Here is a 20,321-nt window from a genome sequence, read left to right as displayed (position 1 = left end):
ATGGCCTCAAGTATGGAGCGCGGCGAGCCGCGCCTTCAGTTCGCCCAGCCGCAGGTCGTGGCCCGCGCCGGGCGACACGCGCGCGGCCAGGCTGCCCTCGGGCGTGCGCCCCTCGCCCGCCGAGGCCGCGGCATCGGCCGCGGCGCGGTAGGCATCGCGGAACGGCACGCCGGCGGCGGCCTGCTCGATCGCCACGTCGGTGGCGTACATGGCCGGCTCGATCGCCGCGCGCATGGCGGGCTCGTTCCAGGCCATCCGCGCCAGCAGGTCCGGCACCAGTTCCAGCGCGGCCAGGCCGTGGCGGCAGCCATGGAACAGCGAACCCTTGGAGAACTGCAGGTCGCGCTGGTAACCGGAAGGCAGCGACAGCAGCTGCTCGATCTCGGTGCGCGCGGCGGCCACGCTGGCGTAGCTGGCGCGCAGCAGTTCCACCACGTCGGGGTTGCGCTTGTTCGGCATGATCGAGCTGCCGGTGGTGTATTCGGACGGCAGCTGCACGAAGCCGAATTCCGCGGTGGTGAACAGCGAGAGATCCCAGGCCAGCCGGCGCACGTCCAGCACCGCGGCAGCGATCGCTTCCAGCACCGCCATCTCGAACTTGCCGCGCGAGAGCTGCGCGTAGATCGGCGAAATCTGCATGCGCGCGAAGCCGAGCGCCTGCGTGGTGTGCTCGCGGTCCAGCTGCAGGTTCACCCCGTAGCCGGCGGCGGTGCCGAGCGGGTTGCAGTCGATCAGCTCGGCGGTCTGGCGGGCGCGCAGCGTGTTGTCGATGAAGGCTTCGGCGAAACCGGCGAACCACATCGCGGTGGACGAAACCACGGCGCGCTGGATATGCGTATAGCCCGGCAGCGGCAACGCCGGCTGCGCGGCGCGCTCCAGGCACACTTCGGCGATGGCGTGGCAATACCGCTCCAGCGCGGCCAGCTGCTCCTTCAGCCACAGCCGCGTGGCGACCAGGATCTGGTCGTTGCGGCTGCGCCCGGTGTGCACGCGGCGGCCGGCATCGCCGAGGCGCTCGGTCAGGCGCGCTTCGATGGCGGAGTGGCCGTCCTCGTAGCGCTCGTCGAGCACGAAGCTGCCGGCGCGGAAATCGCCGGCCAGCGCATCCAGCTCGCGCTTCAGCGCGGCGGCCTCGTCGGCGCTGACCACGCCGATGTTGGCCAGGCCTTCCACGTGCGCCTTGCTGGCGGTGATGTCATGCAGGAAGAACTCGCGGTCCAGCACCACGTCGTCGCCGGCCAGGAAACGCATAATGCGCGCGTCGATCTGGATGCCGGATTTCTGCCACAGGGGTTGGGTCATGGGAATTCCTGGGAAACGTGGGATCAGCCTTCGAGCGGGATGGACGTGTACTCGTCCACGCCGATCGCGCGATTGATGTTCTGGATGGCCTGGGTGGCGGCGCCCTTCAGCAGGTTGTCGAGAGTGGCGACCACCACCACGCGCTTGCCGTCCACCGACACGGCGAAGCCGCCGACGTCCGCATGGTGCTTGTGCGCGATCCGGCTGACCCACGGCGCCTCGTCCACCACCTTCACCAGCTTCTCGCCTTCGTAGGCGTGGCGGAAACGCTGCAGGATCTCCTCGCGCTTCATCGGCCGCACCAGGTACAGATTGGTGGTGACGGTGAGGCCGCGGAAATGCGGCGCCACGTGCGGCATGAATTCCACCGGCAGGCCGAGATGGCGGCTGGCTTCCTGCTCGTGCGTGTGGCCGGTGAGCGAATACGGCATCAGGTTGTCGCGCAGCTTCTCGGGGTCGTTCTTGTCCGAGGGCGTGGTGCCCGCGCCGGAATAGCCGGACACGCCGAAGCTCACCGGCGGCGCCGCCAGCACGTCCTTCAGCGGCGCGATGGACAGCTGGATCGCGGTGGCGTAGCAGCCGGGATTGCTGATGCGCTTCTCGCCGCGCCACTTGCTGCGAGTGAGTTCCGGCAGGCCGTAGTACCAGCGCTCGTTGAAGCGGTAGTCGGCGGAGAGATCGAGGATCAGCGTGTCGGGCCTGGCCGCGTCGATCGCTTCCACATACGGCGCCGCCTTGCCGTTGGGCAGGGCCAGCACCACCACGTCGGCGCCCTGGGCGGCGACGGCGGCGGGATCGAGGCTGGCGTAGCGCAGCTCGCCGGCGTAGCCGTCGACCTGGTCGGCCACGCGCTGGCCGTCGAGCTCGCGCGAAGAAACGAAGCTCAGTTCCAGCGCCGGATGCGCGGCGATCAGGCGGATCAGCTCCGCGCCGGTATGGCCGCGTGCGCCGACGATGCCGATGGTTTTCTTGTCAGTGCTCATGGGCTTTCCGTCCAGCGAATCAATCAACCAGGGTGGCGGGACGCACGGCGCAATGCGCCACGCAGCGCTCGATCTCGGCGAAGTCCTTCAGGCCGTACCAGAACACCTTCCAGCGCTCCTGCTTGAAGCAGCCGTCCGACTCGGCGTAGTAGAAGATATTGACCTGGTTGCCATGGCGCGAGCGCCAGAACAGCTGCGGGTTCTCCTCGCGCATCACCTGCCACACGGCGCGGCCGAGGCCTTCGCCCTGCGCGTCGTCCAGCACGGCAAACTTGTCGAGATAAGCCAGGCCTTCTTCCCGGGTGAGGATCATCGCCGCGCGGTAGTTCTCGCTCACGTAGATGCGGTACGGCGTGGTGCGCGTGAAGTAGTCCGCCACCACCTTGCGGCCGAAGCTGGATTCGATCAGCTCGCGCATGCGCTCCAGGTCGATGCCTTCCCACGACTCGTAGCGCAGCACTTTCTCGCCGCGGCGCACCAGGGTGCCGGAGCCCTTGTGGGTGAACAGCTCCTTGGCCAGTTCCGCCGGCTGGGTGATCGACACCGACGAGGTCAGCGGCAGGCTGGAAAGCAGGTCGGCGATCTGTTCGATCTTCACGCGCATGCCGCCGTTGATCCACGGCTGCGCCATCAGGTGCTCGTACTCGGTGCTGAGGTTGATCGAGTCGATGATGCGGCCCTTGTCGTCCAGCAGGCCGCCGGTGCCGGTCAGGAACACGATCTTGTACGGCTGCAGCACGCGCACCAGCTCGTTGGCGGCGAAGTCGGCATTGATGTTGAGGATCTGCCCTTCCTCGGTCTCGCCCAGGCTGGCGATCACCGGGATGGAGCCGGCGCGCAGGCTGGCTTCGATCGGCGCCAGGTTGATGCTGCTGACCTTGCCGACCAGGCCGTAGACGTCGCGGTCCAGGTATTCGGAGGTGAACACGCCGGACGGCACCGAGGTGGCGCGCGTGTCCATGCCCTGCAGCGCCTCGACCAGGCGCAGGTTCTGCTCCTGGAACACCTTGCGCACGATGGCCAGCGCCTTGGGCGAAGTCACGCGCAGGCCGTTGACGGTCTGCTTCTGGATGCCGGCGGCGGACAGCTCCTCGTCCAGCTGGGGGCCGGCGCCGTGCAGCACGATGGGCGTAAGGCCCACCTGCTGCAGGAAGGTGAGCGAGGAAGTGAGCGCCGGCAGGTCGTCGCGCAGCACCGCGCCGCCGACTTTCACCACGGCGAAGCGCTTGGCGTCCAGCTGCGAAAAACGCTTGAGGTACTGCTGGATTTCCTTGGCGCTGCCCATGCTCGACAGCAGCCTCACGATGGTCTTGCGGGTGTGCTTATGCGCTTCCACGGTCAACGATCCGATAGATGGTTTGTGCGTAATGGTCGAGCTGGTCCAGCGCCACCCATTCGTCGGCGGCGTGCGCCTGGGCGATGTCGCCGGGGCCGTAGACGAAGGAGATGTAGCCCGCGGCGGAGAACAGCGCCGCCTCGGTCCAGAAGTTCACGGCGTTGCCGACCGGGATGCCCAGTTCGTCGGCGAGGTCGCGCGCGGCGAGGCGGCGCGTTTCGGCGGTGGCGGTGTCGCCGGCCGGCAGCGAATCGCCGCGGAAGGTTTCACCGAATTCCACCGGCTGCGGCTCGACCAGGGTGCGGAAGGTTTCCAGCATCTTGTCCGCGTCCATCGACGGCAGCGGGCGGAAGCCGAAGCGCACGTCGGCGGTGGGCGCGATCACGTTGGCCTTGATGCCGCCCTCGACCTTGCCGATGTTGAAGCGCAGGCCGGTGAGTCCGCCGAAGCGCTCGTGCGCCTGTTTCTCCACGTATTCCAGCGCCGCGCCGCCCCAGCGGATCGCCTGGTGCAGCGCGCTGTCGGACGGTTTCTGCTCGCCCGAGGCGTGGCCGGCCTTGCCGCTGAAGCGCATCTGCACCGAGTGGATGCCGCGGTGCGCCAGCACCGCCTCGCCCTTGGTCGGCTCGGCCACGATCACCGCTTCGTACACGGGGTGGTCCTTGAGGAAACCGGCGATGCAGCGCGCGTCGTTCGCTTCCTCGTCGGTGGACAGCAGCAGCGCCATGTCGCCCTGCGTGGCGTTGGCCACCGCCACCAGCGCGGCGGCCGCGCCCTTGATGTCGCAGGCGCCCAGGCCGATGGCGCGGTCGCCTTCCACGCGCAGCACGTGCGGATCGGCGCTCCAGTGCGGGGAATCGGGCACGGTGTCCAGGTGCACGTTGAACAGGTATTTCGGCTTGCCGCGCACGGCATAGAGGTTCACCGCGCCGGCGCCGAAATCGGTGACGGTCACTTCGAAACCGGCGAGCTGTTCGCGCAGGTAGTCGAAGATGCCGCCGGTGCCGATCTCGCGCGGCGGATTGCGCGTGTCGTAGCTGACCAGGGCCCGGAGATGCCGGAGGGTGTCGTCGAGTAGGTGGCTCATGAAATCCGTCTTGTGTCTGTTATTCCGGGGTGGTCATCGTCGGGCGGCTTGGTAGATGCCCGGTTGGTAGATTTCCATCAGGGTGTCCGGCTTGTGCGGCGGCGTGAAGCCATAGCGGGCATAGAGCTGGTGCGCGTCGAAGGTGGCCAGGGTGAAGCGGCGCAGCCCCTGCAGCTCCGGATGCGCGATCACCGCTTCCACCAGCTGCTTGCTGTAGCCCTGCCCGCGATGCGCGGGCAGGACGAACACGTCGACCAGGTTGGCGAAGGTGGCGTAGTCGGAAATGACCCGCGCGAACGCCACCTGCCGGCCGCCGAGATAGCCGCCGAAGCACAGCGAATGCTCGATGGACTTGCGCACCGTCTCGAACGAAATGCCCTGCGCCCAGCTGGAGCCGGTGGCGAGGAAATCGTGGATCAGAGCAAGGTCCAACTCGCTTTTATCCGTACCGATGCGCAAGGTTTCGCTCATGGCTCAGGCCTTGCGGTTCACTTCGGCCCACAGCGTGCTGCTCATGCCGAACAGCTTGATGAAGCCCTCGGCCTCGGCCACGCCCCAGTCCGCCGACTGCGCGTAGGTGGCGCCCTTGGCGTTGAGGATATGCGGCGAGCGCACTTCCACCGCGGTGACCTGGGCGCCATAGGTTTCCAGCACCACTTCGCCGTTGACCTGCTGCTGGCTGGAGGCGAGGAAGGCTTCCAGGTCGGCCTTCACCGGATCGTGGTAGAAGCCTTCGTAAACCACCTCCACCCACTTGCGCGCGACCTCCGGCTTGAAGCGGTTCTGCTGCTTGGTCAGCACGGCTTCTTCCAGCGCGCGGTGCGCGGCCAGCAGCGAGATCAGGCCCGGCGCCTCGTACACGATGCGGCCCTTCAGGCCGATGGTGGTGTCGCCGGTGTACATGCCGCGGCCCACGCCGTAGGGGGCGAACAGCTCGTTGAGCTTGGCCAGGATCTTCGCGCCCGCCAGCTTCTCGCCGTTAAGCGAAACCGCCTCGCCGTGTTCGAAGCCGAGCGTGACGCTGAGCTTTGCGGACGGCCATTCGGCGCGCGGCTTGCACCAGCCGCGGGCGCCTTCGCCCGGCGCCTTCCACGAGTCGATCTCGCCGCCGGACAGGGTCACGCCGAGCAGGTTCTCGTTGATGGTGTAGCTCTTCTGCTTGGCGCGCACGGGGAAGCCACGCTCCTCCAGATAAGCCTGCTCGTAGGCGCGGGTCTGGGTGTGTTCCTTCTGGATCTCGCGGATCGGCGCCACGATCTCGTAGTCGCCCAGCGCCTTCACGGCGAGGTCGAAACGCACCTGGTCATTGCCCATGCCGGTGCAGCCGTGCGCGATGGCGCGCGTGCCGAGTTCCGCGCAGCGCTGGATCGCCGCATCGACGATCAGATAGCGGTCGGACACCAGCAGCGGGTACTGGCCCTGGTAGCCCTCGCCTGCCCATACGAACGGCTTGACGAAGCCGTTCCAGATCGCCGGGCCGCCGTCGACGGTGACATGGCTGGCCACGCCCAGCTCCTTGGCGCGGGCCTCGATATAGGCGCGCTCCTCGGCGTCCACGCCGCCGGTGTCGGCGAACACGGTGTGCACGTTCCAGCCGCGCTCCTTCAGGTAGGGCACGCAGAAGCTGGTGTCGAGGCCGCCGGAGAAGGCGAGGACGATGTCTTTGCTCATGGCTTTCGATGATCCTGGATGAAGAAGAACGTTCAGGCGGAAACGACGATGCGCGGGGCGCAGCGCACGGGGAAATTCATGGAGTTGGCGATAAAGCAGGCGTGATGCGCGTCGTCATGCAGCGCTTCCGCCTTCGCGGCATCGCCGGCCGCGATGGTGACTTCCGGATGCAGCACCACTTCGCTGAAGCGGCCGCCGTTCGCATCGACCACCAGTTTGCCTTCGGCGCGGTCGACGTAATGCGTGACCACGATGCCGGCGTCCGCGGCCAGATGCAGGTACCACAGCATGTGGCAGGCACAGAGCGAGGCGACCAGCAGGTCTTCCGGGTTGTGCTTGCTGGCGTCGCCGCGGAAAGCGGCATCGGAAGAACCGGCGATGACCGGACGGCCGTCGACGCGGATCTCGTGCTCGCGGCCATAGCCTTGATACGTGCGCGTGCCGTCGCCGCGGTTGCCGGTCCACACGACTTCGACCGGGTAGTGGTGTTCATGCGCCATCGGCGGGCTCCTTGCTGGCGAGCATCAAGGCGGCGAGGTCGCCGTCGTGGCGATGCGCGCGTGCGCGCAGCCCGTCGACGACGCCGCCTCGGTTGCGCTCGGGGTGGTTCTGGCTGAGCTTGAACTTGCCTTCGATGCGTTCGATGGCGATGTCCAGGCCGCTGATCGCGCCGAGCATTTTTTCGACGTGGTCGGCCGGTGCGTCGTCGACGCGCCACGGCTTGGCCTGCCCTGCTTCGTGGCGGTCGGTGAGGCGCTGGAGCAGCGCGCGCAGCCAGGCCTGGTCTTCGACCACGCGCAGGCGGCCGTGCACGTGCACCACCGCGTAGTTCCAGGTGGGCACTTCGCGGCCGGTCTCGTGCTTGCTCGGGTACCAGTTGGGGCTGACGTAGGCGTCGGGGCCCTGGAAGATCGCCAGCACCTGCGCGCCATCCGCTTTCGCCAGTTCGTTGCCGCGCGCCACGTGGCCGTGCAGCCGGCCGTCGACCAGCTCCAGCGGCAGGTGGTTGGCGGCCAGGCCCGCGGCGCCGGCGGTGACCACCGTGGCGAACGGGTAGTCGCGCAGCAACGCCTGCAGGGCGTGCTCGCGCGTCTCCTGGAACGAACGCGGCAGATACATGTCAGCGCTGGCCGAGCAAGGTCGCCATCACCGCCTTCTGCACGTGCAGGCGGTTTTCGGCTTCGTCGATGGCGATGCAGTACGGCGCGTCCATCACGGCATCCGTCGCCTTGACGTTGCGGCGCAGCGGCAGGCAGTGGCTGAACAGGCCGTGGTTGGTCAGCGCCATCTTCCGCTCGTCGACGATGAAGTGCTTGTGCGCGTCGCGGAGCGGCTTTTCCTGCTCCCAGCGGCCGAAGAACGGCAGCGCGCCCCAGCTCTTGGCGTAGACCACCTCGGCACCGCGGTAGGCCTCGTCGATGTCGTGGCTGATGCGCAGCGAGCCGCCGTTGGCCTGGGCGTTGGCGTAGCCGGCCTGCATGTAGCGCTCGTCCAGCACGTAGTCCGGTGTGGGGCACAGCAGGGTCACGTCCATGCCCATCTTGGTGGCGATCAGCAGCGCGGAGTTGGCCACCGCGGTGTTGAGCGGCTTGGGGTGGTAGGTCCAGGTCAACACGTACTTCTTGTTCTGCAGGCTGCCCAGATGTTCCTGCATGGCCAGCGCGTGGGCGAGTTCCTGGCAGGGGTGGGTGATCGTTTCCATATTGATCACCGGCACCGTCGCGTACTGCGCGAAGGCCTTGATCACGCGGTCCTCGCGGTCCACCGACCAGTCCTGGAACTTCGGAAAAGCGCGCACGGCGATCAGGTCGACGTAGCGGCTGAGTACGCGCGCGACTTCGGCGATGTGCTCTTCGGTGTCGCCGTCCATCACGGTGCCGACGTCGAATTCGATCGGCCACGCATCCTTGCCGGGCGCCAGCACGATGGCATGGCCGCCGAGATGGAAGGCGCCCAGCTCGAAGCTGGTGCGGGTGCGCATGGAGGGATTGAAGAACAGCAGGGCCACCGACTTGCCGGCGAGCTGCTGGCCGCGCGGCGAGCGCTTGAACGCTGCGGCCTGTTCGAGCAGGGCGTCGATCTCGGCGCGGCTGTAATCCTGGGTGGTGAGGAAGTGGCGAAGCGTCATGTGATGTCTCTGCTAGTTCATCCGGTATTCGTAACGATGGTTCGGCAACGGCCGGAACCACGGTGAGCAACTCCCGGCCGAGCCGGTTTTCCCCTGCGTACCCCAAAACCGAAACACAAAAAAACCCGGCGCGATGGCCGGGTTCCTTTGTCGTCTATACGCATGAAACGCGTGCGACAGCCTACCCGGCCGAATGTCGGACCAGCGGTCGGCGCGCACGCGACGTCATGCCAGCAGCCATGCGGGCGCTGGTGAGGACGGTGGCGGTATAGACGGCTGAGGACATGGGTGGCTCGGGTAGAAGAATCGGCATGATGACGGGAATTCCGCTGCTCCGCAACAGGGAATCCGTCCTAAAAGGCCGGCGCCCAAAAGAAACCGCCGCCCGAAGGCGGCGGTGGACTCCCCTGCGACAGGTCCGGCGCTCAGTCCGCCGGGGCCACGCTGACGCGGACGCGCAGGCGCTCGCCCGGGTCGTAATTCAGCCGCGACACGTAGACCTCGCCGCGGTAGCGGTATTCCACGTCGTAACCCATGATGCGGCGCTGCTCGCTCACGGCCGAGACCTGGCGGCAGTGGGTTTCGGTGGACTCGTACTCGCCGCCGCCGCTGCGCGACACGCCGTTGCCCACGGCGCCGCCGACCACCGCGCCGGCCACGGTGGCGGCCCGGCGGCCGTCGCCCTTGCCCACGGTGTTGCCCAGCACGCCGCCGACCACGGCGCCCAGGATGGTGCCCGCGGCGCTGCCCGAACCCGGGTCGCGGCGGACCACCTGCTGGTCGTAGCACTCCTGGCGCGGGACTTCGGTGCGGGCGACGCCGTAGACGGGGTCCACGCGCAGCACGTCGGCCCAGCCGTAGTGGGTGTTGTCGTCATTGGGGTAACGCGCGTCCTGCGCACCGACGCTGGCGGCTGCGAGACTCAGCACCAGTGCGGGAATGAACAGCTTGATCATCGCGGTCCTCCGACGGGACTATCACGGCGCTCCGTTGCGCTTATGTGAATTGCAGCAAAACATCTCTGAATCGCGGCTTAGAATAAACAGCTGCCAGCGGACCCGCTTACAGCTTGTTAAGATGCCCGGCTGGCCCGCGCGCCGCGCGGCCCTCACCGGACCGGAACCGATGCCGATCACGCTCTACAACAGCCTCACCCGCCGCCCCGAGCCGTTCGCCCCGCGCGATCCGCAGCGAGTGACCATGTATGTGTGCGGCCCCACGGTCTACAACTACGTGCATATCGGCAATGCGCGCGGCCCGGTGGTGTTCGACGTGCTGGCCAACCTGCTGCGGCGGCATTACCCGCGGCTGGTCTACGCCCGCAACATCACCGACGTGGACGACAAGATCAACGCCGCCGCCAAGGAAGCCGGCTGCCCGATCGGCGATATCACCGGGCGCTACACCGAGGCCTACCGCGAGGACATGGCCGCGCTGGGCGTCGCCCCGCCGGACATCGAGCCCAAGGCCACCGCGCATATCGAGCAGATCATCGCCATGATCGAAAGCCTGATCGCCGGCGGCCACGCCTACGCGGCCGAGGGCCACGTGCTGTTCGAGGTGGGCACCTATCCTGCCTATGGCGAGCTGTCGGGCCGCGATACCGAGGAACTGATCGCCGGCGCCCGCGTCGAGGTCGCTCCGTATAAGAAGAACCCCGGCGATTTCGTCCTGTGGAAACCCTCCACCCCGGACCTGCCCGGCTGGGACAGCCCCTGGGGCGTCGGACGCCCGGGCTGGCATATCGAATGCTCGGCCATGTGCGAGGCGCACCTGGGCGACACCATCGACATCCACGCCGGCGGCGTCGACCTGCAGTTCCCGCACCACGAGAACGAGATCGCCCAGTCCACCTGCGCGCATGGCGGCAAGGTGTTCGCGCGCTGGTGGCTGCACAACGGCATGCTCACCTTCGACGGCCGCAAGATGTCCAAGTCGCTGGGCAACGTGCTGAAGGTGCACGAGTTGGTGCAGCAGCATCCGCCGGAGGCGCTGCGCCTGGTACTGCTGCGCGGCCACTACCGCCAGCCGCTGGACTGGTCCGACGACGCCGTCGCCCAGTCGGTGAGCACGCTCGACGGCTGGTACCGCGTGCTGCGCGACCTGGCCGACGTCGCCCTGCCCGAAGGCGCGCTGCCGATACCGGCGGCGGTCGAAGCGGCGCTGTGCGACGACCTCAACACCCCGCAGGCGCTGGCCGAGCTGTCGCAGCTGGCCGACGCCGCGCGCCAGGCCGATGCGGCCGGGCGCCAGGCCGCCAAGGCCGCCCTGCTCGGCGGCGGCGCCCTGCTCGGCCTGCTGCAGCAGGATCCGGAAACCTGGTTCAAGCACGGCGGCTCCACCGACGTGGACGCGGCCCAGGTCGAATCCCTGCTGGAAGCACGCCGCGCCGCACGCGCGGCACGCGACTTCAAGCGTGCCGACGCGATCCGCGAGGAGCTGACCGCCATGGGCGTGGTGATCGAAGACGGCGCGCAAGGCACGCGCTGGAGCGTCGCCAAAGGCTGATGCATGCGCGAACAGGCGGCCGCACGGGCGCCTGTTCGCCGTGGTTTCGTCCGAAACGCGCGATAATGCGCCGATGAACACCACCGTATCGAGCGCCGCGCAGGCGCAGCAGGACATCGTCGACGAGTTCGCCTTCTTCGGCGACTGGACCGAGCGCTATCAGTACCTGATCGACCTGGGCAAGCAGCTGCCGCCCTTCCCCGAGGACCTGAAGACCGAGGCCTACCGCGTGCACGGCTGCCAGTCGATGGTGTGGCTGGTGCCCGAGGGCGACGCCGCGCGCATGCATTTCCAGGCGGCCAGCGACTCGGCCATCGTGTCCGGCCTGATCGCCCTGGTGCTGCGCGTGTATTCGGACCGCTCCGCACGGGAAATCGTCGACACCGAGCCGCGCTTCATCGACGCCATCGGCCTGGCCAAGCATCTCTCGCCCACCCGCTCCAACGGCCTGGCCGCGATGCTGGCCAAGCTGAAGTCCTACGCCGCCGCGGCGCTCTGAGCGGCGTGTTCCCTTAGACGTGTTCCCTTAGAGCGGACACGCAAAAAGCCCCGCCGGAGGCGGGGCTTGGCGATCCGTCATGACAGACGGATCTTAGTCGCCCATCTGCTTCTGCAGATGCTCGCGACGCTCCTGCGCATCCAGCGAGAGCGTGGCGATGGGGCGCGCTTCGAGGCGCTCCACGCCGATCTCTTCGTCGGTTTCTTCGCAGTAGCCGTAGCGGCCTTCCTCGATCCGGCGCAGGGCCTTGTCGATCTTGGAAATGAGCTTGCGGTAGCGGTCGCGGGTGCGCAGCTCCAGCGAGTTCTCCGTTTCGCGGGTGGCGCGCTCGGCTTCGTCGCCGACGTCACGCACCTCGTCGCGGAGGTTCTCCATGGTCTGGCGCGACTCTTCCACCAGCTGCTCGCGCCATTCGCGGAGCTTGTTGCGGAAGTAGGCGAGCTGCCGCGGGTTCATGTACTCCTCGTCGTCCAGGGGCTTGTAGCCCTTGGGCAGGTCGATGGAGGTCGTGGAAGGCAGGGCGTAGCGCCCGTCTTCCTTGGTGATGCCATTGTCGAGTACGGCTGTGGAACTATTCATCGAGGACTGCGGGGTCTTCTGCTTTTTGGAGGGGGTATGGCGCGCGGTAGCGGTGGCTACTTTGGGGGGCGCCACGGCGATGGCGCTCGCCACCTTGCCCGGAGGGGGCGCGGCGACGGGCTTCGGTGTTTCCTTGGCGGCGGCCGGAGCCGGCGCGGCGACTTTCTTTTCCACCACGGCCGGCTTCGCAGCTGGCTTGGGCGCCACCGGCGCCTTGGCGGGTGCGGGCTTCACGACGGCCTGCTTGGCGGCGGCCGGCTTGGCGGCGGGCTGCTTGGCGACGGGCTTAGGCGGCGGCGCCTTCTTGGCGGCGACCGGCTTGGCGGGCGGCGCGGCCTTCTTGGGCGCCGGCTTGGCGGCTTGCTTCACGGGAGCGGATTTCACAGGGGCCTTTTTCGCGGCCGGCTTGGGAGCCGGTTTCTTGGCCGGGGCCGGCTTCTTGGCGGCCACGGTCTTTACGGGTGCCTTCTTGGCCGCGGGCTGCTTGGCCGGCGCCGCCTTCTTGGCGGGCGCGACCTTGGCGGCGGGTTTCTTGGCCGTCGTCTTGACCGCCTTGGCGGCGACTTTCGACTTGCTGGGCTTGACCTCTTTGGCCTTGGCCGCAGGCTTTCCCTTCTGCGTCTTGGCAGCTGTCGAACTACGCGTCGTTTTCGCCATTTCCCTTCACCATTTTGGCCTTGGCGGCCGGGTGTTATAGCCCATGTGACCTACCCCGGCAACCATGCATCTGGAATACTTCACGCCCGCTCTGCCAACTTCACCGCGCGCTGTTTCGGCAGCGTAAAACCGTCGTGACACGACTCTTACTTCTACTGCTGAGCCTGTACAAGCGCCTGTTGAGCCCCCTGCTCGGTCCGCGCTGCCGGTTCCATCCGAGCTGCTCGGATTATGCACGGATCGCCGTGGCGCGCTTCGGCCCCCTGCGCGGCAGCCTGCTGGCCGGCTGGCGCCTGTTGCGCTGCCAGCCGCTGTGCGACGGTGGCATGGATCCGGTGCCCGAGCAATTCACTTTCCGCCGTTGCCGCAACCACGAGGAACCTCATGTCCACTGACTGGCTGATCAAGAACGCCGAACTGGTCAACGAAGGCCGCCGCTTCCATGCCGACCTGCGCGTGAAGCACGGCCGCATCGAAACCATCGCCGGCGACCTCGACGCGCGCCCCGGCGAGCAGGTGGTCGACGCCGCCGGCCTGTGGCTGCTGCCCGGCATGATCGACGACCAGGTGCACTTCCGCGAACCCGGCCTCACCCACAAGGCCGACATCGCCCACGAATCGGCCGCCTGCGCCGCCGGCGGCATCACCAGCTACATGGAGATGCCCAACACCAAGCCGCCCGCGCTGGACCGCGACACGCTGGAAGCCAAGTACGCGCGCGCCGCCGAAGTCTCCGCGGTGAACTACGCCTTCTACATGGGCGCCAGCAACGACAACCTCGAGGCGATCCGCTCGCTCGACCCTCTCGCCGCCCCGGGCGTCAAGGTGTTCATGGGCGCCTCCACCGGCAACATGCTGGTGGACAACCCCGAGGTGCTCGACGGCATCTTCCGCGAGGCGCCCACGCCGATCATCACGCACTGCGAAGACACCCCGATGATCGATGCGCTGCACGCCAAGGCGCGCGAGAAGTACGGCGACGACATCCCGGCCTGGGAACACCCGCTGATCCGCTCGCGCGAGGCCTGCATCAAGTCCACCCGCCTGGCCATCTCGCTGGCGCAGAAGCACGGCAGCCGCCTGCACGTGCTGCATATCTCCACCGCCGACGAACTCGCGCTGTTCCAGCCCGGTCCGCTCAAGGGCAAGCGGATCACCGCGGAAACCTGCGTGCACTTTTTGCACTTCGACGACCGCGACTACGAGCGCCTGGGTTTCCTGATCAAGTGCAACCCGGCGATCAAGACCGCCGCCGACCGCGAGGCGATCACCCGCGCCCTGGCCGAGGGCCGCCTCGACGTGCTGGCCACCGACCACGCCCCGCACCTGCTGGAAGAAAAGGCGCAGCTGTACGACAAGGCGCCGTCCGGCCTGCCGCTGGTGCAGTTCGCGCTGCAGGCGGCGCTGCAGCGGGTGTTCGAGGGCAAGCTGTCGCTGGAGCGCGTGGCCGAGGCGGTGACGCATGCGCCGGCCACGCTGTTCGACGTGAAGGAGCGCGGCTACCTGCGCGAAGGCTATGCGGCCGACCTGGTGCTGGTCGACCCGAACAAGCCGCATACGGTGCGCCGCGAGGAAGTGCTGTCCAAGTGCGGCTGGTCGCCGTTCGAGGGCTACACCTTCAACAGCTCGATCGCTGCCACCTTCGTCAACGGCCAGCGCGTGTGGGACGGCCGCAGCGTCGATCCCTCGGTGCGCGGCCAGCGCCTGGCTTTCGCCCGATGAGGCGATGGTGCCTGGCCATGCTCGCGCTGATGTGCGCGAGCGCGGCCCAGGCGGCGGGTGGTGCACTGCCCGCCAGCGTTTCGCAGGGCGGGCTGATCGTCGGCAAGTTGCCCGGACTGGCCCACGCCACCGTCGGCGGCAAGCCGGTGCGCGTCGGTGCGGACGGCATCCTGGTGTTCGGCGCCGGGCGCGATGACCAGGGCCCGTTGCTGGTCAACCTGGCCTATCGCGACGGCCGCCGCGAAACCGTGCGCATCGCGGTGGCGCCGCGCGACTGGCCGACGGAACGCGTGAACGGCGTGCCGCCGAAGACGGTCAACCCGCCGCCGGACCTGGCCGCGCGCATCCGGCGCGAGCAGGCCGAGGTGGCCGCCGCGCGCAACCGCGACGACGACCGCGAGGATTTCCTCGCCGGCTTCGCCTGGCCGGTGCACGGCCGCATCAGCGGCCGCTTCGGCAGCCAGCGCATCTACAACGGCGATCCGAAGGCGCCGCATCCGGGCATGGACATCGCGGTGCCGCAGGGCACGCCGGTGCAGGCGCCGGCGGACGGCATCGTCACCTTCGCCAGGCCCGGCCTGTATCTCACCGGCGGCACCGTGCTGCTGGACCACGGCTACGGGCTCAGCTCGAGCTTCCTGCACCTGTCGCGGCTGGACGTGAAGGCGGGACAGCGCGTGCACCGGGGCGAGGTGCTCGGTGCGGCCGGCATGACCGGGCGCGCGACTGGCCCGCATGTGCACTGGGGCATCAACTGGTTCGGCGTGCGGCTGGATCCGCTGCTGTTGCCGGGTATCGCCAAGCCATGAAAAAAGGCGCCGACCGGCGCCTTTTTTCATCCTTCTCCGAACACTGGCTCAGCCGCGCGGCGCGCTGCCGAAACCACCGGCCACACCCTTGCTCGCATAGGCCACGGCGTCGTGCGGATGCAGGCTTTCCTGGTGCTCCACGCGGATATGGAAATCGCTCAAGGCCGCGTCGGCGTCCAGCGCCTTCTGGATGCGGCGCGCCGCGTCCTCGCAGAACATCAGGTTGCCGCCGTTGGCCAGCGCGAAGGCCTGTTCGTCCTCGCGCTTCACCGCGGTCTGCACCGGCGTGCCCAGCGCCTGCTCGGCGCGGTCGATCAGCTGGATCAGGTCGAAGCTGCCGCCATCGGCGATACGCACGCGCAGCCGCGCCACGCTGCGCTGCGCATGCGGCGTGGCGACGATGCCGCGCTCCGAACCGAGCCAGGCCAGCACGGCGGCATGGTCGAGCGGTGCGGTGGCTTCGAAGTCCCTGGCGAACTGGTCCTGGATCAGCTGCCGCGACAGCGCGGCCGAGGCCGGGCAGGTGGACGAATAGACCACCTCGGTGCCGTACTCCAGCAGGAACTCCTCGCCCACCATGCTCGCTTCGATGCACACCGGATACGCGCGCCAGCCGCTGTTGCCGCTGCGCAGTGCCGGGCGGCGCACCAGTTGCTCGAAGCGGATGCTGAGGCAGGCGCGGTCGGATAGATCCTTGTGCGATTCCAGGAAGGCCTGCAGCAGTTCGCGCAGCGACTGCGCCGTCACCGCCTGCGTGCTCAGCGCATGCTCCACCAGCAGATACAGCCGCGACATATGGATGCCGCGCTGGTCCGGCCGATGCAGGTTGACGAAGGCGCCGACCCGCGCGCTGGCGCGCTGCGGCTCGCCGTCGCCGGCGTCGAAGCGCACCGGCACCTCGATGCCGTCCATGCCGACCCAGTCCAGCGCGCCGGCCAGGTGCGGCTGCGCGTGATGGGCGACGTCGGGAAGCAGGCGTGCGGTTTGTTCGTGGGTGTACATGGGAAACCCTTCAGACGGGCATCGTAGCCGCGTGCCCTGACCTGCCTATCTTGGGACAGTGCGGGCCCGCGGCAATAGCGCGGGCTCGGAAATGCCGCGCCGACCGGCGCTCAGCCGGCCGCACGCTGCCATTGGCGCGCCGCGCGCCAGGCCTGCCAGGCCGTGCCGAAGCCGCTGCGCGACAGGCCGCTGCGCAGCACGGCCAGCGGGTCGGTGGCCTTGGCGGCGCGGCGGGCCAGCACGCGGCCGGTATCCGATTCCAGCGCGCGGAATACGCTCAGCGGTCCCGGCAGGCGCCCGGCATCGCGCCAGGCGGTGGCGAGGTCGCCGAGCTGGGCGCGGATCGCCTGCTCGCGCGCGGGGTTGTCCTTGCGCAGGTCGCCGCGGCTGAGGCCGAAGCGCGCCATGCGCGCCATCGGCAGCGACAGGCGGTCGCGGTCGGCGTCTTCCTCCACCCGCAGCAGGGCGAACAGCAGGTGCGACAGCGTGGCGACCCGCGCGGCCTGTTCGGCGGACGCGGATTCGCCATACCACCAGGCCGTCTCCAGCGCGGCCAGCGCGCCATGCAATTGGCCGCTGGCGGCCAGCTGCGCATCGAAGTCGGCGGCGGTGCCCTCTTCCAGCTGCGCCATGCCGGCCAGCACCGGCGCCAGCCAGCGCTCGGCCGGCATGCGGCGCGCGCGTTCGTCGTCGAACAGCACCTGGGTCAGCGGATGGCGGCCGCCGCTGGCGGCGGCACCGGCGAGTTCCTCGGCCCACCAGTTGAGCTTGACCGCGGCCACCTGCGGCTCGCGGATGCCGTAGGCGGCGGACAGCAGTTCCTGTTCCAGCGCGGCCAGCGCGATATGCCCGGGATAGCGCGCGCCATCCACGAAGGCCAGCGCGATGCGCTGGCGCGGCTGTACCGCCAGCCACTTGTCGACGTAGCTCTGCAGCGGACCGCTGGATTCGGCAGCGGTCATGCCGCGACGGCGCCGCGCTGGAGCAGCACGGTGAGCTCGGACGGCGCGTCCAGCACCAGGTCGGCGTTCCAGGCGTGCGGATCGCCGCCGTCCAGATAACCCCAGGCCGCGGCCACGGTGCAGCAACCGGCGGCAGCGCCGGCCAGCACGTCGCGGCGGTCGTCGCCGACGAACAGGCAGCGCGCCGGGTCCAGCCCCGCGCGCTCGCAGGCCAGCAGCACCGGCGCGGGGTCCGGCTTCTTCACCGGCAAGGTGTCCCCCGACACCACCGCGCAGGCACGCCCGGCCCAGCCGATCTGCCGCACGATCTCGTCGGTGAGGAAGCCGGGCTTGTTGGTGACGATGCCCCAGCGCAGGCCCTGCGCCTCGATCAGGGCGAGCAGGGGTTCCACACCGTCGAAAGCGCGCGTCTGGCGCGACATGACGTCCTGGTAGAGCTCCAGGTAGCGCGGCACCAGCGCCAGCACGCCGGCCTGGTCGAGCGCGGGAAAGCCGACGCCGATCAGCGCGCGCGAACCGCGCGACACCACTTCGCGCACCGGCTCGTAGGCCGGCACCGGAGCGCCCTGCTCCACGCACAGCGCCACCAGGGCGTCGTACAGGTCGGGGGCGCTGTCGAGCAGGGTGCCGTCGAGGTCGAACAGCACGCCTTGAAGGTCTTGCGGGAGTGGTTTCATCAGGAGCGGGGCTTTAGGCAGGTTTGCGCGCGCACAGCACGTAGTTGACCGAAGTGATGCGGCCCAGCCAGGCCTTGCGGTTCACCGGGTTGTAGCCGAGGCCGGTGACGTCCTCCAGTTCCAGCCCGGTGTGGCGCAGCAGGCGGCCCAGCTCGGACGGCTTGAGGAACTTGCCGTAGTGGTGCGTGCCGCGCGGCAGCATGCGCAGCAGGTATTCGGCGCCCAGGATGGCCGCACCGAACGCGGCCGGCGTGCGGTTGATGGTGGACATGAAGACCAGGCCGCCGGGGCGCACCAGGTTCGCCAGGTCGGCCACCAGCGCGGCCGGATCCGGCACGTGCTCGATCAGCTCCATGCAGCACACCGCATCGAACGAAGCCGGTTCCGTGGCCGCCAGCGCGGCCGAGGACTGCACGCGGTAATCCACGTTCAAGTTGGATTCGTGCAGATGCAGCCTGGCCACCTCGATGACCTTCTCGCCCAGGTCGATGCCGGTGACCTCGGCGCCGGAGCGCGCCAGCGCCTCGCTGAGCAGGCCGCCGCCGCAGCCCACGTCGGCGACGCGGGCGCCGCGCAGGTCCATGCGGGCCGCCACGTAGCCCAGGCGCACCGGGTTGAGGTCGTGCAAGGGACGCGATTCGCCGTCGGGATCCCACCAGCGGGCGGCCAGCTTGCCGAAGCGGGCGATTTCGTCGGGGCTGACGTTAGGCGAGGCTTGCATGGGGGTACCTCTGGGGGTGTTGCTTGCGGGGAGGCCGTAGCTTAACGCGCGTGCCACTCGTGAACGGTGAAATCCCACCCGCCGCTGACATAGGCCGGATCGGCATGGACCATCGCCATGGCCTGGGCCAGGTCGTCGCCGAACAGCAGGTAGGCGCCGCCGCTGCCGTCGGCGAAGCCGCCGGTCAGTTCCAGCCGGCCGCCGGCGCGCAGGCCTTCCAGGTAGTCGCGGTGCGGCTGCACCACGGCCGGGTCGAACCGCGCGTTGCGCATCACCAGCACCAGATAACGCTGCATGGATTCAAACCCCCGCGTCGATGGCGGCGATGCGGTCGCGCCAAGCATGGGTGCGGGCGCGGATGCCGTCCACGTCCATGTCCACCAGCACGCGCCCGGCCAGCTTGCGGCGGCCGGCGATCCACACGTCGGTGACCTGGTGGCGGCCGGTGGCGTAGACCAGCTGCGAGGCCACGTGGAACAGCGGCTGGGTTTCCAGGTCCGACAGCCGCACCGCGGCAAGATCCGCCTGCTTGCCGGCTTCGATCGAACCGATCCGGTCTTCCAGGCCCATCGCCCTGGCGCCGTTGAGCGTGGCCGCGCGCAGCGCGTAGGCCGCATCGAAGGCGGCGGCATCGTTCGACACCGCCTTGGCCAGCATGGCGGCGGTGCGCATCTCGCCGAACATGTCCAGGTCGTTGTTGGAGGCGCAGCCGTCGGTGCCGATCGCCACGTTGACGCCGGCCCGGCGCAGCTGCTCGGCCGGGCAGAAGCCGGAGGCGAGCTTGAGGTTGGACTCCGGGCAATGCACCACCGACACGCCGGCCTCGGCGCAGGCGGCGATCTCGCCCTCGGTCAGCTGGGTCATGTGCACGGCGATCAGGCGGTCGTTGACCAGGCCCAGCTGCTGCAGGCGCTGGAACGGACGCAGGCCGGACTTCTGCTTCTCTTCCTCCACCTCGTGCGCGGTCTCGTGCGTATGCAGGTGCACCGGGATGTCGAGCTGGTCGGCCAGCACGCGGATGCGTTCGAAGCTCTGGTCCGACACCGTATACGGCGCATGCGGCGCGAACGCGGTGCCGATCAGCGCGTCGCCGCGGAAGCTGTCGTGCACTTCAGCCGCGCGCTCGAAGTATTCGTCCTGGGATTTGGCCCAGGCGGTGGGGAACTCGATCACCGGCAGGCCGACCGTGGCGCGGAAGCCCAGGCGCCGGTAGGTGGCGCCGATCACGTCGGGGAAGAAATAGTTTTCGTTGGCGCAGGTGGTGCCGCCGCGCAGCATCTCGGCCACCGCCAGCTCCACGCCGTCGCGCACGAACTCCGGCCCGATCACCTGGCCTTCCACCGGCCAGATGTGCTGCTGCAGCCACACCATCAGCGGCAGGTCGTCGGCCAGGCCGCGCAGCAGGGTCATGGGGTTGTGCGTATGCGTGTTGACCAGGCCGGGGATCAGCGCGTGCTCGCCCAGCTCGACGCGTTCGCGCGGCGCGTAGGCGGCGCGCGCGTCGGCGATCGGCAGCACGGCGACGATGGCGCCCTGGTTTACCGCGACGGCGTGGTTTTCCAGCACCACGGCGTGCGGCTCGACGGGGAAGACCCAGCGCGCTTCGATAACCAGATCAATCACAGTGCTGCCGGGGTTCATGCGCTACCTCGCCGATTCGGTTCCAGAAAACATCTAT

22 protein-coding genes are annotated in these 20,321 nt (G+C 68.7%); 5 read left to right on the top strand and 17 right to left on the bottom strand.

The annotated features are described in order from the left end of the window. Positions 1–6: 6 nt before the first annotated feature. The 10 genes from argH to ISN75_RS06100 all read right to left on the bottom strand — a co-directional run bounded on the left by argH (position 7) and on the right by ISN75_RS06100 (position 9,463). Positions 7–1,302 (bottom strand): argininosuccinate lyase, encoded by a 1,296-nt coding sequence (gene argH / locus ISN75_RS06145; RefSeq protein WP_343821828.1) that lies wholly within the window; start codon positions 1,300–1,302, stop codon positions 7–9. Between the two features lie 23 nt (positions 1,303–1,325). After that, positions 1,326–2,285 (bottom strand): N-acetyl-gamma-glutamyl-phosphate reductase, encoded by a 960-nt coding sequence (gene argC / locus ISN75_RS06140; RefSeq protein ID WP_167258118.1) that lies wholly within the window; start codon positions 2,283–2,285, stop codon positions 1,326–1,328. Positions 2,286–2,304: 19 nt separating this feature from the next. After that, positions 2,305–3,570: an acetylglutamate kinase gene (locus ISN75_RS06135; protein ID WP_243868229.1), complete on the bottom strand. Its 1,266-nt coding sequence runs from the start codon at positions 3,568–3,570 to the stop codon at positions 2,305–2,307. 37 nt (positions 3,571–3,607) lie between these two features. Next, complete coding sequence (locus ISN75_RS06130; RefSeq protein ID WP_167258114.1) at positions 3,608–4,708, bottom strand: acetylornithine deacetylase; 1,101 nt, start codon at positions 4,706–4,708, stop codon at positions 3,608–3,610. A 33-nt stretch (positions 4,709–4,741) separates the two neighbouring features. Next, positions 4,742–5,179 carry a GNAT family N-acetyltransferase gene (locus ISN75_RS06125; protein WP_343821831.1) on the bottom strand — a complete coding sequence of 146 codons (438 nt, stop codon included), beginning with the start codon at positions 5,177–5,179 and terminating at the stop codon, positions 4,742–4,744. Between the two features lie 3 nt (positions 5,180–5,182). Beyond that, positions 5,183–6,379: an argininosuccinate synthase gene (locus ISN75_RS06120; protein WP_343821832.1), complete on the bottom strand. Its 1,197-nt coding sequence runs from the start codon at positions 6,377–6,379 to the stop codon at positions 5,183–5,185. A 32-nt stretch (positions 6,380–6,411) separates the two neighbouring features. Next, the gene (locus tag ISN75_RS06115; RefSeq protein ID WP_168649410.1) at positions 6,412–6,879 is read right to left on the bottom strand and encodes an OsmC family protein; all 468 of its coding nucleotides are present in this window, start codon (positions 6,877–6,879) and stop codon (positions 6,412–6,414) included. Beyond that, complete coding sequence (locus ISN75_RS06110; protein ID WP_343821833.1) at positions 6,869–7,498, bottom strand: FMN-binding negative transcriptional regulator; 630 nt, start codon at positions 7,496–7,498, stop codon at positions 6,869–6,871. The genes ISN75_RS06115 and ISN75_RS06110 overlap by 11 nt, the downstream gene beginning before the upstream one ends. Before the next feature lies 1 nt (position 7,499). Beyond that, on the bottom strand, positions 7,500–8,507 hold the full coding sequence (locus ISN75_RS06105) for an N-acetylornithine carbamoyltransferase (protein ID WP_343821834.1): 1,008 nt from the start codon (positions 8,505–8,507) through the stop codon (positions 7,500–7,502). Positions 8,508–8,932: 425 nt separating this feature from the next. Further along, positions 8,933–9,463 (bottom strand): glycine zipper 2TM domain-containing protein, encoded by a 531-nt coding sequence (locus tag ISN75_RS06100; RefSeq protein ID WP_167258102.1) that lies wholly within the window; start codon positions 9,461–9,463, stop codon positions 8,933–8,935. A 169-nt stretch (positions 9,464–9,632) separates the two neighbouring features. Here ISN75_RS06100 and cysS point away from each other — a divergent pair, with 169 nt between their 5' ends. Both cysS and ISN75_RS06090 read left to right on the top strand, forming a co-directional pair. Further along, the gene (gene cysS, locus ISN75_RS06095) at positions 9,633–11,015 is read left to right on the top strand and encodes a cysteine--tRNA ligase (protein WP_167258100.1); all 1,383 of its coding nucleotides are present in this window, start codon (positions 9,633–9,635) and stop codon (positions 11,013–11,015) included. A 73-nt stretch (positions 11,016–11,088) separates the two neighbouring features. After that, entirely contained in the window at positions 11,089–11,514 is a 426-nt protein-coding gene (locus ISN75_RS06090) for a SufE family protein (protein WP_167258098.1), read from the top strand. Between the two features lie 93 nt (positions 11,515–11,607). Here the strand turns inward: ISN75_RS06090 and dksA are convergent, their stop codons facing one another. Next, positions 11,608–12,750: an RNA polymerase-binding protein DksA gene (gene dksA / locus ISN75_RS06085; protein ID WP_343821837.1), complete on the bottom strand. Its 1,143-nt coding sequence runs from the start codon at positions 12,748–12,750 to the stop codon at positions 11,608–11,610. 110 nt (positions 12,751–12,860) lie between these two features. On the opposite strand from dksA, the gene yidD reads away from it, so the two are divergent. Genes yidD through ISN75_RS06070 form a run of 3 tightly spaced genes read left to right on the top strand, consistent with a single transcriptional unit; the run spans position 12,861 to position 15,281 of the window. After that, entirely contained in the window at positions 12,861–13,145 is a 285-nt protein-coding gene (yidD, locus tag ISN75_RS06080; RefSeq protein WP_167258164.1) for a membrane protein insertion efficiency factor YidD, read from the top strand. Next, positions 13,135–14,472, top strand: coding sequence for a dihydroorotase (locus tag ISN75_RS06075; RefSeq protein ID WP_343821840.1), 1,338 nt, complete (start codon positions 13,135–13,137; stop codon positions 14,470–14,472). The genes yidD and ISN75_RS06075 overlap by 11 nt, the downstream gene beginning before the upstream one ends. A gap of 17 nt (positions 14,473–14,489) precedes the next feature. Beyond that, positions 14,490–15,281 carry a M23 family metallopeptidase gene (locus ISN75_RS06070; RefSeq protein WP_343821935.1) on the top strand — a complete coding sequence of 264 codons (792 nt, stop codon included), beginning with the start codon at positions 14,490–14,492 and terminating at the stop codon, positions 15,279–15,281. 48 nt (positions 15,282–15,329) lie between these two features. Here the strand turns inward: ISN75_RS06070 and folE2 are convergent, their stop codons facing one another. From folE2 to ISN75_RS06040, 6 genes are all read right to left on the bottom strand, one after another. Then, a complete protein-coding gene (folE2, locus tag ISN75_RS06065) occupies positions 15,330–16,283 on the bottom strand; it encodes a GTP cyclohydrolase FolE2 (RefSeq protein ID WP_343821843.1) in 954 nt (317 codons plus the stop codon). Positions 16,284–16,393: 110 nt separating this feature from the next. After that, on the bottom strand, positions 16,394–17,245 hold the full coding sequence (locus ISN75_RS06060) for a squalene/phytoene synthase family protein (protein ID WP_167258088.1): 852 nt from the start codon (positions 17,243–17,245) through the stop codon (positions 16,394–16,396). Then, entirely contained in the window at positions 17,242–17,922 is a 681-nt protein-coding gene (locus ISN75_RS06055; RefSeq protein WP_343821847.1) for an HAD-IA family hydrolase, read from the bottom strand. Before ISN75_RS06055 ends, ISN75_RS06060 begins: the two co-directional genes overlap by 4 nt. 13 nt (positions 17,923–17,935) lie before the next feature. After that, the gene (gene ubiG, locus ISN75_RS06050; protein WP_167258084.1) at positions 17,936–18,643 is read right to left on the bottom strand and encodes a bifunctional 2-polyprenyl-6-hydroxyphenol methylase/3-demethylubiquinol 3-O-methyltransferase UbiG; all 708 of its coding nucleotides are present in this window, start codon (positions 18,641–18,643) and stop codon (positions 17,936–17,938) included. A 41-nt stretch (positions 18,644–18,684) separates the two neighbouring features. After that, positions 18,685–18,939 carry a YciI family protein gene (locus ISN75_RS06045; RefSeq protein WP_168649419.1) on the bottom strand — a complete coding sequence of 85 codons (255 nt, stop codon included), beginning with the start codon at positions 18,937–18,939 and terminating at the stop codon, positions 18,685–18,687. Between the two features lie 4 nt (positions 18,940–18,943). After that, positions 18,944–20,284, bottom strand: a complete 1,341-nt coding sequence (locus tag ISN75_RS06040) for a TRZ/ATZ family hydrolase (protein ID WP_343821851.1) — start codon at positions 20,282–20,284, stop codon at positions 18,944–18,946. Positions 20,285–20,321: the final 37 nt, after the last annotated feature.

The organism is Dyella marensis (genome assembly GCF_049532885.1).
Taxonomy (GTDB): domain Bacteria; phylum Pseudomonadota; class Gammaproteobacteria; order Xanthomonadales; family Rhodanobacteraceae; genus Dyella_D; species Dyella_D marensis.
The sequence above is the reverse complement of the archived record's forward strand: the minus strand, read 5'-3'. Positions and strand labels throughout refer to the sequence as shown.